Source organism: Mesorhizobium ciceri WSM4083 (genome assembly GCF_000519305.1).
In the GTDB taxonomy this organism is placed as follows: domain Bacteria; phylum Pseudomonadota; class Alphaproteobacteria; order Rhizobiales; family Rhizobiaceae; genus Mesorhizobium; species Mesorhizobium ciceri_B.
The window spans coordinates 178,079-191,534 of the sequence record NZ_JAFG01000003.1; the positions used below are offsets into that span (position 1 = coordinate 178,079).

Annotated in this window: 13 protein-coding genes; 8 read left to right on the forward strand and 5 right to left on the reverse strand. The window is 63.5% G+C overall.

Translation table 11 applies throughout. From position 1 onward, the window contains the following. Window positions 1–79: 79 nt before the first annotated feature. On the reverse strand, window positions 80–634 hold the full coding sequence (locus MESCI2_RS01000000134025) for a hypothetical protein (protein WP_032900277.1): 555 nt from the start codon (window positions 632–634) through the stop codon (window positions 80–82). Further along, a complete protein-coding gene (locus tag MESCI2_RS0100900; protein WP_027034896.1) occupies window positions 635–2,053 on the reverse strand; it encodes an FAD-binding oxidoreductase in 1,419 nt (472 codons plus the stop codon). A gap of 102 nt (window positions 2,054–2,155) precedes the next feature. On the opposite strand from MESCI2_RS0100900, the gene MESCI2_RS0100905 reads away from it, so the two are divergent. Both MESCI2_RS0100905 and MESCI2_RS0100910 read left to right on the forward strand, forming a co-directional pair. Beyond that, window positions 2,156–2,635 (forward strand): thioesterase family protein, encoded by a 480-nt coding sequence (locus tag MESCI2_RS0100905; RefSeq protein ID WP_023813101.1) that lies wholly within the window; start codon window positions 2,156–2,158, stop codon window positions 2,633–2,635. A gap of 235 nt (window positions 2,636–2,870) precedes the next feature. Next, window positions 2,871–3,068, forward strand: coding sequence for a hypothetical protein (locus MESCI2_RS0100910; RefSeq protein ID WP_013531006.1), 198 nt, complete (start codon window positions 2,871–2,873; stop codon window positions 3,066–3,068). 16 nt (window positions 3,069–3,084) lie between these two features. Here the strand turns inward: MESCI2_RS0100910 and MESCI2_RS0100915 are convergent, their stop codons facing one another. Next, complete coding sequence (locus MESCI2_RS0100915; protein ID WP_027034897.1) at window positions 3,085–3,564, reverse strand: Lrp/AsnC family transcriptional regulator; 480 nt, start codon at window positions 3,562–3,564, stop codon at window positions 3,085–3,087. An 89-nt stretch (window positions 3,565–3,653) separates the two neighbouring features. On the opposite strand from MESCI2_RS0100915, the gene MESCI2_RS0100920 reads away from it, so the two are divergent. From MESCI2_RS0100920 to MESCI2_RS0100930, 3 genes are all read left to right on the forward strand, one after another. Further along, complete coding sequence (locus MESCI2_RS0100920; protein ID WP_027034898.1) at window positions 3,654–4,562, forward strand: EamA family transporter; 909 nt, start codon at window positions 3,654–3,656, stop codon at window positions 4,560–4,562. A gap of 110 nt (window positions 4,563–4,672) precedes the next feature. Beyond that, window positions 4,673–5,821 carry a histidine kinase dimerization/phosphoacceptor domain -containing protein gene (locus tag MESCI2_RS0100925; RefSeq protein ID WP_027034899.1) on the forward strand — a complete coding sequence of 383 codons (1,149 nt, stop codon included), beginning with the start codon at window positions 4,673–4,675 and terminating at the stop codon, window positions 5,819–5,821. Further along, window positions 5,818–6,264, forward strand: a complete 447-nt coding sequence (locus MESCI2_RS0100930) for a response regulator (protein WP_013531002.1) — start codon at window positions 5,818–5,820, stop codon at window positions 6,262–6,264. The genes MESCI2_RS0100925 and MESCI2_RS0100930 overlap by 4 nt, the downstream gene beginning before the upstream one ends. A 9-nt stretch (window positions 6,265–6,273) precedes the next feature. On the opposite strand, the gene MESCI2_RS0100935 is transcribed toward MESCI2_RS0100930, so the two are convergent. Next, window positions 6,274–7,161: a dienelactone hydrolase family protein gene (locus MESCI2_RS0100935; protein ID WP_027034900.1), complete on the reverse strand. Its 888-nt coding sequence runs from the start codon at window positions 7,159–7,161 to the stop codon at window positions 6,274–6,276. 268 nt (window positions 7,162–7,429) lie between these two features. Here MESCI2_RS0100935 and MESCI2_RS1000000136405 point away from each other — a divergent pair, with 268 nt between their 5' ends. Continuing rightward, complete coding sequence (locus tag MESCI2_RS1000000136405) at window positions 7,430–7,585, forward strand: hypothetical protein (protein ID WP_197031523.1); 156 nt, start codon at window positions 7,430–7,432, stop codon at window positions 7,583–7,585. Window positions 7,586–7,594: 9 nt separating this feature from the next. Further along, window positions 7,595–8,029: a hypothetical protein gene (locus MESCI2_RS0100945; protein WP_027034901.1), complete on the forward strand. Its 435-nt coding sequence runs from the start codon at window positions 7,595–7,597 to the stop codon at window positions 8,027–8,029. Window positions 8,030–8,164: 135 nt separating this feature from the next. On the opposite strand, the gene MESCI2_RS0100950 is transcribed toward MESCI2_RS0100945, so the two are convergent. Further along, window positions 8,165–10,480, reverse strand: coding sequence for a glucose/quinate/shikimate family membrane-bound PQQ-dependent dehydrogenase (locus tag MESCI2_RS0100950; protein WP_027034902.1), 2,316 nt, complete (start codon window positions 10,478–10,480; stop codon window positions 8,165–8,167). A gap of 274 nt (window positions 10,481–10,754) precedes the next feature. Between MESCI2_RS0100950 and MESCI2_RS0100955 the strand changes: the two genes are divergently transcribed. Further along, a complete protein-coding gene (locus MESCI2_RS0100955; protein WP_027034903.1) occupies window positions 10,755–13,454 on the forward strand; it encodes an ATP-dependent helicase in 2,700 nt (899 codons plus the stop codon). The last annotated feature ends 2 nt before the right edge of the window (window positions 13,455–13,456 follow it).

Genomic DNA, 13,456 nt, shown 5'->3' on the forward strand with positions numbered 1-13,456 from the left:
GCCTGAATGTTCCAGGCCTCGCTGCCGAAGCTTCGAACCAAATGGTGGTGCGATCAAGGCACGGGAAATCCCTGAATGATCAACGTCGCCAAAGCCTATCGAGAAAACGAACCGGTTTGACGTCGCGCACAAGCGCCCGGTGTCCGGCAGTCTCCATCAACACGGTTAAAACCGCCCCCTCATGGAGGCTGGCCGAGAAACTCTCGGCAATGAATTCCAGCGTCGAATCGTGGAACGTCAGGATGAAATGCCTATAGCCTGAAAACAGGTCCGGCGTGTGAGACGAATGAACCCGATTTGCTCGTTCCAGGGAAGCGGTCCACAACGAGTTGAGAACTTCGAATGAGGAATAGGGCTGTAAACCCAGTCCATATAGCCGATGCCCGCTGATGGCTTCGTCATTCGGTGGGCCGAATTGAAGTGCTAGATATGGGTCTACTGTCAGGATCGCGACTGACTGATTGCCCGTTGTAGGCGAAATCGAGCGCGGATTCGTGCCATCAAATGATGGATCCGGAGTGTTGACGATATAGGCAATAAGCAACTTGCCTCCATCCGCAAACACGTGCGGAAGTGGCGCGCCAGCGGACGACGGTGGCACCTCGATCGGCAGCAACCTCTCGTCAGTCGACATCTAATGGGCTTCGCCCGGCAAAATCTTGCCCGGGTTCATGATATCGAGCGGGTCCAGCGCCTGCTTGATCGTGCGCATGATGTCGACGCCATGGCCGAGTTCATGACGCAGGAAGCCGATCTTGCCCTGGCCTATGCCGTGCTCGCCGGTGGAGGTGCCGTCCATGGCGATCGCCCGCATGTTGAGCCGCGCGACGAACTTTTCCGACAGCGCGATCTCCCTGGGATCGTTGACATCCATCAGCACCAGCACGTGAAAATTGCCGTCGCCGGCGTGGCCGACGATCGGCGCGATCAGACCCATCTCTTCTATGTCGGCTTCGGTTTCCATGACGCATTCGGCAAAGCGCGAGATCGGCACGCAGACATCGGTCGACAGCCCCTTGGCGCCTGGCCGCAGCGTCAGCGACGACCAGTAGGCGTCATGCCTGGCCTTCCACAGTTTGGTGCGCTCCTCGGCGACGCTGGTCCACAGGAACGGCCCGCCGCCATTCTCCTCGGCGATCATGCCAAAAGTCTGGGCCTGTTCGGCAACCCCGGCATCGCTGCCGTGAAACTCGACGAACAGGCACGGGCTTTCGGGATAGTCGAGCTTCGAATAGTTCTTCATCGCCCGCATCTGCAGCGCGTTGACCAGTTCGATACGCGCCACCGGGATGCCCATCTGGATCGTCGCGATAACCGCGTTGCAGGCCGCCTCGACGCTCGGAAACGGGCAGACGCCGCCCGAAATCGCCTGCGGGATGCCTTGCAGCTTCAAGGTCAGCGAAGTGATGATGCCGAGCGTGCCTTCCGAGCCGACCAGCAGCCGCGTCAGATCATAACCGGCCGAGCTCTTTTTCGCCCGCTTGCCGGTCATCACCGTCTCGCCGTCGGCCATGACGGCGGTCAGCGACAGCACGTTCTCGCGCATCGTGCCGTAGCGCACCGCATTGGTGCCGGAGGCCCGCGTCGCCGCCATGCCGCCCAGCGAGGCATTGGCGCCGGGGTCGATCGGAAAGAACAGTCCGGTGTCGCGCAGGTGCCGGTTCAAATCCTCGCGGGTGACACCGGGTTCCACCGTGCAGTCGAGATCTTGCGGATTGACCGCCAGGATACGGTTCAAGCGCGATGTGTCGACGGATATGCCGCCGCCCGGCGCGTTGGTGTGACCCTCCAGCGAGGAACCGACGCCGAAGGCGATCACCGGCACGCGGTGCGCAGCGCAGGCGCGGACGATCTCCTGCACCTCGGCAGTCGTCTCGGGAAAGGCGACGCCGTCAGGCGCCTGCGTCGGAATATAGGTGGTGGTGTGCGCATGCTGCGAGCGGATGGCCTGGCCGGTCTGGAATCGCTCGCCGAGCTGCTGCTTGAGGATGCCGAGCACCGCCGCGATGCCTTCCTCGTTGCGTTCGACCGGGTTGAGGTCGCTCAGAGCCATGAATTCCTCCGCGAATGGACCAGCGTCCACGCTTGTTATGCGTCTATGGATGCGTAGTCTTACCCGCCACGCTCTGTCCAGCGCCAGAACAAGGAAGTTTCGATGCCCATCCCCACTCCCTTCGTCTCGAAACCCATGGACATCGAGAAGGACTGGATCGATTACAACGGCCATCTCAACATGGCCTATTACAACGTGCTGTTCGACCGCTGCTCGGACGACGCTTTCGAGGCAATGGGCATGGGACCGAACTATGCCAGGGATCGCCGCCTCACCATCTACACGGCCGAAGTCCATGTCTGCTACGTGCAGGAGCTGCATCTCGAGCACAAGGTCACGGTCTCCTTCCAGCTTATCGACCACGACGACAAGCGGCTGCGGGCCTATCAGGAAATCCGCCATGTCGACGGCTGGCTGGCCGCGACGTCCGAATCGCTGTCGCTGCATGTCGACATGTCCGGGCCGAAGGTGGCGCCCTTCCCCGCCGATGTGCTGGCCAGGGTCGAAGCCATGCGCGCCGCCCATTCGGCACTGCCGATGCCGGAACGGGCCGGCCGCTCGATCGGCATCAAACGCAAATAGGGCGAAGCCGATACTTCTCGTTTCCGGCTTCAAAGCCACACCGGCAATCTAAAATCGCAGAACCCTCCCATCGGCCGGCAGCAGTGCTTGAAGCGGCGCGGCGCCCTCGTTAACCTTACCAATGTTTTAACGGGAACAAGCCATTTGAGCCGTTGCGCGACTCAGCGGGTCGGTCGAAAACGATCCGCATCGAGGTAGCGACACGGGCGGCGCGGCGCCGGTTCGAGGAAAGTGCATGAAAACCGACATCAAGGTCGAGGTGGACAGGCTGGCTGCCGATCCGCGCATCACCGACTACGATTTCTGGCGCTCGCTCAAGAACGTCAACAACGAGATCTTCCACATCGCCAACAACAACGAGCCGATCCCGTTCGACATGATCCGCTGGCGTGCCATCCTGAAGCAGGCGCGCATGAAACGCGGCCACGCATAGGTCCTCTCCCTGTACGTCAAGCCTGGCGCCTCAACGCTGCCAGGGCCGAGCGCGCCACCACCGGCGACGACTGGATGATCGCCGTATTGGTCATCGCATAAGGAATGATGCGGTCGATCACCCGCTCGAGGTCGGCCACCGAGCCGACATGCGCCAGCGCGATGAAACAATCCTCTCCGGTCACCCGGTCGCATTGCACGATCTCCGGCAGTTCGCGGATGATCTCGGCCACCACAGTCAACTGCCCCGGCACCGGCCGGATGCGCAGCCATGCCGACAGCGGCAGGCCGAGTGCCGCCGGGTTGATCCTGACCGAATAGGCCTCGATGACGCCGCTTTCCTGCAGCCGCTTGATGCGCTCTGCCACGCTCGGCGCCGACAGGCCGACCGAGCGTGCCAGTTCCGCCGTGCTGGTGCGCGCGTCCTTTTCCAGCAGACGCAGGATCTTCACGTCAGCGGCATCGAGATCGGCTTTTTCAGTTCGAAGGCGTTTCATGAAAAATTCCTTGCTTCAGGGAGAAAGACCGCCGAAAAGCTGCTCATCATCCATATAAACAGATATATCCGCCTGCGATACTGATCCGAATGGATGATCAAACGCAAGCTCTCGCGGCGAGCCCTGCCCTCGGCAACTCCACCCTGGGCAGGCTGACGGAAAAAATGCCGCCGCATGTCTGGTTCGGCGTCAGCGCGGTCTTCCACTATCTCGGGCCGGCATTCGCCGTGCTGCTTTTCCCGCATGTCGGCGTGCTCGGCATGGCGTGGCTGCGCATCGCCACGGCAGCACTCATCTTCGCACCGCTGACCCGCCCATGGCGAAGCTTCGCCCGCGCCGATCGCTCGACGCGGCTGCTGTTGCTGGCCTTCGGCGCCTGCCTGGCGGTGATGAACTGTTCGTTCTACCTGGCACTCGACCGCCTGCCGATCTCACTGGTGGCGGCGATCGAATTCGTCGGCACCATCGGCGTCGCGGCGATCGGCCTCAGGAGCCCGCGCAATCTTGCCGCCCTTGCCGTCGCCGTCGCCGGCACCTTGCTCCTCATCGACGTCAGATGGTCCGATGACCCCATCGGGCTGTTCTGGGCCTTCCTCAACGGCGCGCTGTTTGTCGGCTATATCGTGCTCGGCCACCGCGTTGCCGCGTCAGGCGCAGGCAGCGGCATTGCCGGCCTTGGTGCCGCCATGGCGATCGCCTTCATCGTCGTGCTGCCGATCGGCTTCACCGATGCGCTGCCGGCCTTTTTCTCACTGCCGCTGCTGCTCGCCGCCATCGGCGTCGGCATCTGCTCCTCTGTCATTCCTTACATCTGCGACCAGCTCGCCATGTCGCGGCTGCCACGTGCGAGCTTCGCGCTGTTGCTGTCGCTGCTGCCCGTCACCGCAACGCTGATTGGCGTCGTCGTGCTGCGCCAGATTCCAAGTTTTACCGATTGCCTCGGCATCGCGCTGGAGGTCGCCGGCGTCGCCTTCCACAAGCCGGCATCACCCGGCTAGTTCCCGAGGCCTCGGTTCCAGGTTTCTGCGAACTGCGACAAGAAGCTCAAGATTGAACCAAATCGGCGTCTGATCCGTTGTCACCCACGAAAATGGCTTGGAGTGACACAATGGAATGGAAACGGACCAGGGAGCCTGCCGACGCATGGCACATGACGGACGATCTGCATGTCGAGCACGGCAAGGGCGATCCGTTCGCGGCGGCTATCCGCGCCACCCGCATGTCGATGATCATCACCGATCCCCGGCAACCGGATAACCCGGTCGTTTTCGCCAATGACGCTTTCCTGCGACTGACCGGATATGAACGTCATGAGGTTCTGGGCAAGAACTGCCGCTTCCTGCAGGGACCGAAGACCGACAAGGCCGCTGTTGAACAGATACGCGCGGCGATCGAGGAAGAAACCGATGTCAGCGTCGATATCCTGAACTACCGCAAGGACGGCTCGACCTTCTGGAACGCGCTCTACATCAGCCCCGTTTCGAACGACAAAGGCGATTTGCAGTTCTTTTTCGCATCCCAGCTTGACGTCTCGGACCGCAAACACTCTGAGAGTCGCATCAACGCGGACAAGGACCGCTTCGAAAAGGCGGTGAAGGAACGCACCGCGGAACTGGAAGCTGCCCTCGATGCGCAGACCACCTTGCTGCACGAGGTCGACCACCGGGTGAAGAACAACCTGCAGATGATCTCTTCCCTGATTATTATGCAGCGGCGGACCATACGGGACGAAGGAACCAGGCGTTCGTTGACCACCATGCTGGAGCGCATCGAAGCCCTGAGCACCGTGCATCGGCGGCTTTATCAGTCGAAGGACGTCAGCAAGTTCGATGTGGCGGATTTCGCCAAGGATCTGGTGACAGACCTGCTGACGGCGTCGGGGCGCGCTGAGATCAGCCCGGCTCTCGACCTGCAACCGATCATCATTTCCGCGGAGAAGGCAACGCCCATCGCTCTGATGGTCAACGAACTCGTCACCAATGCTCTCAAGCATGCCTTCAAGTCCAAGCCCGACGGAATGTCGGCCGGCCGCCTGGGCATCAAGATGAGCCAGCCCGACGGCCACTTGAATATCGAGGTGTCGGACGACGGCATCGGCATGGCCGACGCCAACGGCGATGCCTCGTTCGGCATGCGGCTGATCAAGTCGCTCGCCCGCCAGTTGCGTGCCGAGATCGAATGGCGCGACACCGGCCCCGGCACGAAGGTCGTTATCTCGATCCCGAACGAACCCCAGGAAAAAGGGAATGTGTCATGATTGAGCCGCTCAAGGTCCTGATCATCGAGGATGAAGCGCTGCTGGCAATGGAGCTGGAGAGCCTTGTCGAGGATGCCGGCCACAGCGTCGTCGGCTGGGCGACCTCCTCGGCGGAAGCCATGGCCATGGCGGATGCGACCGAAGCCGACATCGCCTTCGTCGACATCCACCTGAGTGACGGGCCATCCGGCATCGACGTGGCCAAGTACATAGGCGAAAGGAAGAGTTCGACGGTGGTGTTCATGACCGCCAATCCGAAGCGTATCCCCGATCATTTCGCCGGCGCGATCGGCGTCATAGCCAAGCCCTACACGATGAACGGGCTGACCTCGGCGTTGCGGTACCTGCAGGAAGGCGTGCGCCGCCCGCCCCCCGTTTCGGCGCGGCCGGCCGGCTTCACCCTGTCGCCGGCCTTCGAGACCGCCTGGGCGCCGGCGGCATGACGGCTGAAGTCATTTCAGTTTTTCCCGAAGGAAGGCGATCGTGCGTCCCCAGGCGAGGTCCGCCGCCTTCTTGTCGTAGCGCGCTGCCGAGGTGTCGTTGTTGAAGGCATGGTTGGCGCCTTCATAGACATAGACCGTGTATTCGACATGCGCCGCGTCCAGCTCCTTCTTGAAGGCGTCGATGCCGGCATTGATGCGCTCGTCCAGTCCGCCATAGTGCAGCAGCAAGGCCGCCTTGATCCTGGATACATCGGCGGCCTTCGGCTGCATGCCGTAATAGGCAACGCCGGCACTGAGATCGGGCGCGTTGACGGCCAGCATGTTGACCGTGCCGCCACCCCAGCAGAAGCCGATAGCGCCGACCTTGCCGTTGCCGTCCTTGTCGCTCTTGAGGAAAGCGACGGTCGCAACACCATCGGCGATGGTCTGCGCCGGGTCGAGCTTGGCGAACATGTCGCGCGCCTTGTCTTCGTCGGTTGGCGTGCCGCCGAGCGGCGACAGGAAATCCGGCGCCAGCGCCACGAACCCCTCCAGCGCCACGCGTCGCGCGACGTCGCGGATATGCGGGTTGAGCCCCCTGTTCTCGTGCACGACGATGACAGTACCGAGCTTGCCCGTCTTGTCCGCCGGCTTGACCAGATAGCCCTTCATCTCGCCGCTGCTGCCGGGATAGCTGATCTCCTCGCCCTTCACCCGCGGATCGTTGTCGGCGACAACAGCCGCTTGCGCCGAATTTGCCGCCAGAAGCGGCGCAATCGCGGCCGCCGCCGCACCTGATCCGGCAAGCCGCGTCAATTGCTCCATGAACCGGCGGCGATCGAGCGTCAGATGCGTATATTCGTCATAGGCGTCGATCATCGCCTGGGTGATGGCGGGCTTGGCGTCGGGTTTCGTCATGGATCGGTCCTCTGCTTCGGGCTTTAATTCCCAGCTACATAGGAACCAAGCCGGCATGGTCCAGTCGAGCACTCATCGCGGCCGCCGATTGCCTCAGGGCGTATGCCACCGGTCGCGCCCGGGCAGTAAGGCCGGTGCCATGCGCGGCCGTGTCATCACTTTTTGGTCATTGGCGATAAATCCTGCTGGCGCTGCCACAATCGTGAGGGAAGGTGGCGATCGACGGTATCTTGACCGCGTGCCTACACGTCAGACCCAGAAGGAAGCGATGACCATGACCATGCCTTCCCCGATCCTCGCCAGCGCGCTCGTCCTTGCGGCGGCCGCCGCTTTGGCCCTGCGCGCGATGGTTGCGAGTGCAGGCAGACGATCGTTGATCAGGGTCCGCACTGAGCGGAACCGCAACACGAAAACCCAGGGTTGAGGTGACGCCATGAACGTCCAGGACATCGTCAACACCGTCTCGCAGAAGGCGGGCCTCGACCAGGCGACGACGGAGAAAGTCGTCGGCACCATTTTCTCGGTGCTCGAACGCGAGGCGGAAGGCACAAGCGCCTCGGCGTTCTTCGCAAAGATTCCCGGCGCCGACGGCCTTGCCCATCAATATGACGTGATGGCCGCCGATCCGGCCGGCGGTGGCGGTTTTCTGTCGTCGTTGCAGGGCGCGCTTGGCGGCGTTCTCGGCGAGAAGGCCGGCGCGCTGATCAATGGCATCGCCGCGCTCAAGGCATCCGGTCTCGACATGGCGCAGATCCAGAAGGCCGGCGCGACGCTGATCCAGCAGGCCGAAGCCGCCGCCGGTCCCGACCTGACCAACAAGGTGCTCGGCTCGGTGCCCAGCCTGAAGGGCCATCTGGGGATTGGCTGATCGACAACGGGCCCATTGGAAGATTTGCCGCCTCATCGCCCAGTCGGGCACTTTTCCCCGTCACCATACGGGGAAAAGATACCGGCACAGATGAGGGGGCTGCGCGACCTCTGAAAGATCGCGTCCCCCTGTCGCCTACTTCGGCAGCGCGTAGGCCATCACATAGTCCCCAGGCTTGGTGCCGACCGAACCGTGGCCGCCGGCGACGATGACCACGAACTGGCGGCCGTCGGCCACCGTATAGGTCATCGGCGTCGATTGCCCGCCGGCCGGCAGCCGCGCCTGCCACAGCTGCTTGCCCGACGTCAGGTCATAGGCGCGCAGATAGTCGTCGACCGCGGCCCCCAGGAAGGCGACGCCGCCAGCGGTGATCATCGGCCCGCCGATGCCGGGCACGCCGACCTTCAGTGGCAGCGGCAGTGGCGTCATGTCATAGACGGTGCCGTTGCGGTGCTTGTAGGCGATCTTGCCGGTCCTGAGATCGGCGCCGGCGACATAGCCCCAGGGCGGCGCCTGGCAAGGAATGCCGAGCGGCGACAGGAACGGCCCCATCACCACCGCATAGGGCGCGCCCTCGTTGCGGTTCAGCCCCTGCTCGCTGCCCCGCCCTTCGTCCGGCGGCGGCACTTGATCGCGCGGGATCAACTGCGATTTGAACGCCAGGTAGGTCGGCATGCCGAACAGCACCTGCCGGACCGGGTCGACGGCGACGCCGCCCCAGTTGAAGGTGCCGAAATTGCCGGGGTAGATCAGCGAGCCCTGTACGGAAGGCGGCGTATAGCGGCCCTCATAGCGCAGGCCCTGGAATTCGATCCGGCAGGCCAACTGGTCGAACATGGTTAGGCCCCACATGTCGGCGCCGGTCAGCGGCTTCGGCATGAAGGTGAGATCGGAGACCGGCTGCGTCGGCGATGTGTGGTCGCCTTCGATCGCGCCGCCGGGCGCCGGCACTTCGTTGACCGCAATGACCGGCTCGCCGGTGCGGCGGTCGAGCACATAAAGATCGCCCTGCTTGGTCGGCCCGACCAGCGCCGGCACCACCGTGCCGTCGGGTTTGGTGATGTCGATCAGGCTCGGCTGCGCCGGTACGTCCATATCCCAGAGATCGTGGTGCACGGTCTGCCGCACCCATCGCACCTGACCGGTGTTGAGGTCGAGCGCGGTGATCGACGACGAGAACTTCTCGACATTGGCGCTGCGCCCGGCGCCGAGCTGGTCCGGCGTCTGGTTGCCGAGCGGCACGTAGAGCAGGCCGAGCTTCTCGTCGGCGCTCGGCGTCGACCACATGTTGGGCGAGTTGGCGGCATAGGTCTGGCCGGCCGCCAGCGGCGTCGTCTGGTCCGGATTGCCGGAATCCCAGTTCCACACCAGCGCGCCGGTGGCAGCGTCGTAGGCGCGGATGACGCCGGACGGCTCCTGCGTCGAATAATTGTCGTTGACCGCGCCGCCGACAATGATCTTGCCGCCTGAGATCAGCGGGGCCGAGGTCGAGTAATAATAGCCCGACTTCGGATAGGGCATGTTGGTCAGAAGGTTCAGCGTACCGCCCTCGGCGAAAGCCGGACAGATCTGCCCGTTGGCGGCGTCGAGCGCGATCAGCCGCGCATCCGAGGTCGGCAGATAGACGCGGGTCGCACAGGGCTGCCCGGCGGCGCCGGCGGCATCGGCGTAATAGGCCACGCCGCGGCAGGTCTGGTGCTGGCGATCCTTGTCGAGCTTGACCTTGGGATCGAAGCGCCATTTCTCCTTGCCGCTCGCGGCATCGATGGCGATGGCGAAATTATGCGGCGTGCAGATGTAGAGCGTGTCGCCGATCTTCAGCGGCGTCACCTGATAGGTGGTCTCGCCGACATCGTCCGGTCCCTTCACGTCGCCGGTCTGGTAGGTCCAGGCGGGCTGCAGCTTGGCGACATTGTCCGGTGTGATCTGGTCGAGCGGCGAATAGCGCTGGCCGAACTGCGTGCGGCCGTAATAGTGCCATTCGCCGGCCGGCACATCATTGCCGAGATTGGCGTTGGCAACCACCTTGTCGGTGCCGAGTTCGCCGGCAATGTCCTTCGGATCCGAAGTCATCGAATAACCGGCGACGGCCAATGATGCCAGCACGGCAAGGATCAGCGGCGCGCGTGCGTCAGGGCCGACAAGACCCCGCCTCGCCCACGGCGTCAGCAGCCACAAGGCGAGAAGCACGATAATGCCGCCGCGAGGCCCGAGTTCCCACCAGTCGAAGCCGATTTCCCAGACCGCCCAGGCCAGCGTGCCGAGCACGATCACCGCGTAGAGCCACAGTGCGGTGGACCGGCGCCGGTAGAGCAGCCAGGCGGCGATCAGGAAGGCAAGGCCGGCAACGACATAGTACCAGCTGCCGCCCAGCATCGCCAGGCGGATGCCGCCGCCGCCGAGTGCCAGGCCGATGAGGAAAAGAATGAGGGAAGTGATGGTGACAGCCAAGATGATACTCCTTCGACTGTTGCGCTTCGCGGCTTCGATTGTTGCGCTTCGCGGCGCGGCCATGGCAACCCGGCATTGCGTCGCTGCCCGAAGCACAACTTTCTCCTGACGGTCCCGCCTGTCAAGCACGGGCCTGAAGCGCAAGCCGGAATGGTCCATCGCAATTGGGATAACATCGACCGCACTGAGAGCGCGGGGCAGCAATCGGGCACTTTAGCGGAACAAAACGTAGACAGTTCTGGTCTTTCCCCACCGAATCACTACATTCGGGGCGATGTCCGGCTTTTCCGAAGACATGCCCTTTTTCGACGAACCCAATGCGCGGCCCACGGCCCCGTCGGGCATCGCCGCGCGCGCCATGGCTGCCCGCAGCGGACACAACAACGCGCCCGACTATCTGAAGGGCCTCAACCCGGAGCAGCGGCTAGCTGTTGAAACAACGGAGGGTCCGGTTCTGGTGCTGGCCGGAGCCGGCACCGGCAAGACCCGAGTGCTGACCACGCGCATCGCCCACATCCTCGCCACCGGCAAGGCGTTCCCGTCGCAGATCCTCGCGGTGACCTTCACCAACAAGGCCGCGCGAGAGATGAAGATCCGCATTGGCGTCCTGATCGGCGAAGGCAATGTCGAGGGCATGCCCTGGCTCGGCACCTTCCACTCGATTGGCGTCAAGCTGCTTCGCCGCCATGCCGAACTTGCCGGTTTGCGCTCCGACTTCACCATCCTCGACACCGACGACGTCGTGCGGCTGATCAAGCAGCTGATCCAGGCCGAAGGTCTGGACGACAAGCGCTGGCCGGCCAAGCAATTCGCCCAGATGATCGACGGCTGGAAGAACAAGGGGCAAGGCCCGGCCGACATCGCCGAGGGCGATGCGCGCGCCTTCGCCAACGGCAAGGGCCGCGAACTCTACAAGGCCTATCAGGAGCGGCTGAAGACGCTGAACGCCTGCGACTTCGGCGATCTCCTGTGCCACCCGATCCGCATCTTCCGCGCCAATCCGGATGTGCTGAAGGAATACCACAAGCGCTTCAAATACATCCTCGTCGACGAATACCAGGACACCAACACCGCCCAGTACATGTGGCTGCGCCTCCTGGCGCAGCGGCCTCAAGGCAAGCCGATCTCCCCCCTTGAGGGGGAGATGTCCGGCAGGACAGAGGGGGGCGCCTCGCGCCGACAGGCTGGAGGGACAGCGCCCCCCTCTGTCGCCTCCGGCGACATCTCCCCCTCTAGGGGGGAGATTGGGCGCTCTTCGACTGACACCCGCGCCACCGTAAACATCTGCTGCGTCGGCGACGACGATCAGTCGATCTATGGCTGGCGCGGTGCCGAGATCGACAACATCCTGCGCTTCGACAAGGATTTTCCCGGCGCCACCATCATCCGGCTGGAGCGCAACTATCGCTCGACCGCGCACATCCTTGGTGCTGCCTCCCACCTCATCGCCCACAATGAGGGCCGCTTCGGCAAGACGCTGTTCACGGACCGCAACGATCCCGAAGACGGCAAGGTGCATGTTCACGCCGCCTGGGATTCCGAAGAAGAAGCGCGCGCCGTCGGCGAGACCATCGAGACCTACCAGCGGCAAAAGCACAATCTCAACGACATGGCGATCCTGGTCCGCGCGTCCTTCCAGATGCGCGAATTCGAGGACCGTTTCGTCACGCTCGGCCTCAACTACCGCGTCATCGGCGGCCCGCGTTTCTACGAACGCATGGAAATCCGCGATGCGCTGGCCTTCTTCCGCGTCGTCGCCCAAGGCGCCGACGACCTCGCCTTCGAGCGCATCGTCAATGTGCCCAAGCGCGGCCTGGGCGAAGCCACCATCCGCCAGATCCACGATACCGCGCGTGCGCTGCGCATCCCGATGCTGGAGGCCGCCGCCAAGCTCGCCGAAAGCGACGAGCTGAAGCCGAAGCCGCGCGCCGCCTTGCGTGAAGTGGCCGCCAATTTCGAGCGCTGGCAGAAGGCGCTGGAAACCACGCCGCACACCGAACTCGCCGAGACCATCTTGGAAGAGAGCGGCTACACCGACATGTGGAAGAATGACCGCTCGGTCGAAGCCCCCGGCCGGCTGGAGAACCTGAAAGAACTGATCCGCTCGATGGAGGAGTACGAATCGCTGCGCTCCTTCCTTGAACATGTCGCACTCGTGATGGACGCCGAGCAGAATGCCGGGCTCGACGCCGTCAGCATCATGACGCTGCATTCGGCCAAGGGCCTCGAATTCGAGACCGTCTTCCTGCCCGGCTGGGAGGAAGGCCTGTTCCCGCACCAGCGTGCGCTGGATGAAGGCGGCCGTTCCGGGCTGGAGGAAGAGCGCCGCCTCGCCTATGTCGGCCTGACCCGGGCCAAGAAGAACCTGCATCTGTGGTTCGTCTCCAACCGCCGCATCCACGGCCTGTGGCAGTCGACCATCCCGTCACGCTTCCTCGACGAACTGCCGGAAGCCCATGTCGAAGTCGCCGAAAGCGGCAACAGCTATGGCGGCTACGGCAATTCCTACGGTGGTGGCTCTTTTGCCTCCGGCCGCGGGGGCCAGGGCGCAGGAAGACAAAACCCCTATGGCGCCTCGCGCTTCGACAATGTCGGCGCCGACAGCGAAAAATCCGGCGCCTTCTCCAACACCTATGCGACGCCGGGCTGGCAGCGCGCGCAGGCCAACCGCACCGAGGCGACCGACCGCAACTGGGGCTCGCGCTCCGGCCATCAGGTCGAGCGCATCGGCTATGGCGAGACGGACAGCGGCTACGGCGCCGGCCGCACCTCCGTCAAAGGCCGCACCATCGACGGCGAACTGGTCGCCAAATCCGTCGCCGACAAGCCATCGCCCTTCAATGTTGGCGACCGCGTCTTCCACCAGAAATTCGGCAACGGCAATATTTCCGCCATCGAAGGCAACAAGCTGACCATCGACTTCGACAAGGCCGGCCAGAAGCGTGTGCTGGACGGGTTCGTTGCGGCGGTGTGAGC

Excerpts from the sequence above, each read along its gene's own strand:
- MESCI2_RS01000000134025 (WP_032900277.1), bottom strand. The coding sequence starts at position 634 with ATGTCGACTGACGAGAGGTTGCTGCCGATCGAGGTGCCACCGTCGTCC.
- MESCI2_RS0100900 (WP_027034896.1), bottom strand. The coding sequence starts at position 2,053 with ATGGCTCTGAGCGACCTCAACCCGGTCGAACGCAACGAGGAAGGCATC.
- MESCI2_RS0100905 (WP_023813101.1), top strand. The coding sequence starts at position 2,156 with ATGCCCATCCCCACTCCCTTCGTCTCGAAACCCATGGACATCGAGAAG.
- MESCI2_RS0100910 (WP_013531006.1), top strand. The coding sequence starts at position 2,871 with ATGAAAACCGACATCAAGGTCGAGGTGGACAGGCTGGCTGCCGATCCG.
- MESCI2_RS0100915 (WP_027034897.1), bottom strand. The coding sequence starts at position 3,564 with ATGAAACGCCTTCGAACTGAAAAAGCCGATCTCGATGCCGCTGACGTG.
- MESCI2_RS0100920 (WP_027034898.1), top strand. The coding sequence starts at position 3,654 with ATGGATGATCAAACGCAAGCTCTCGCGGCGAGCCCTGCCCTCGGCAAC.
- MESCI2_RS0100925 (WP_027034899.1), top strand. The coding sequence starts at position 4,673 with ATGGAATGGAAACGGACCAGGGAGCCTGCCGACGCATGGCACATGACG.
- MESCI2_RS0100930 (WP_013531002.1), top strand. The coding sequence starts at position 5,818 with ATGATTGAGCCGCTCAAGGTCCTGATCATCGAGGATGAAGCGCTGCTG.
- MESCI2_RS0100935 (WP_027034900.1), bottom strand. The coding sequence starts at position 7,161 with ATGACGAAACCCGACGCCAAGCCCGCCATCACCCAGGCGATGATCGAC.
- MESCI2_RS1000000136405 (WP_197031523.1), top strand. The coding sequence starts at position 7,430 with ATGACCATGACCATGCCTTCCCCGATCCTCGCCAGCGCGCTCGTCCTT.
- MESCI2_RS0100945 (WP_027034901.1), top strand. The coding sequence starts at position 7,595 with ATGAACGTCCAGGACATCGTCAACACCGTCTCGCAGAAGGCGGGCCTC.
- MESCI2_RS0100955 (WP_027034903.1), top strand. The coding sequence starts at position 10,755 with ATGTCCGGCTTTTCCGAAGACATGCCCTTTTTCGACGAACCCAATGCG.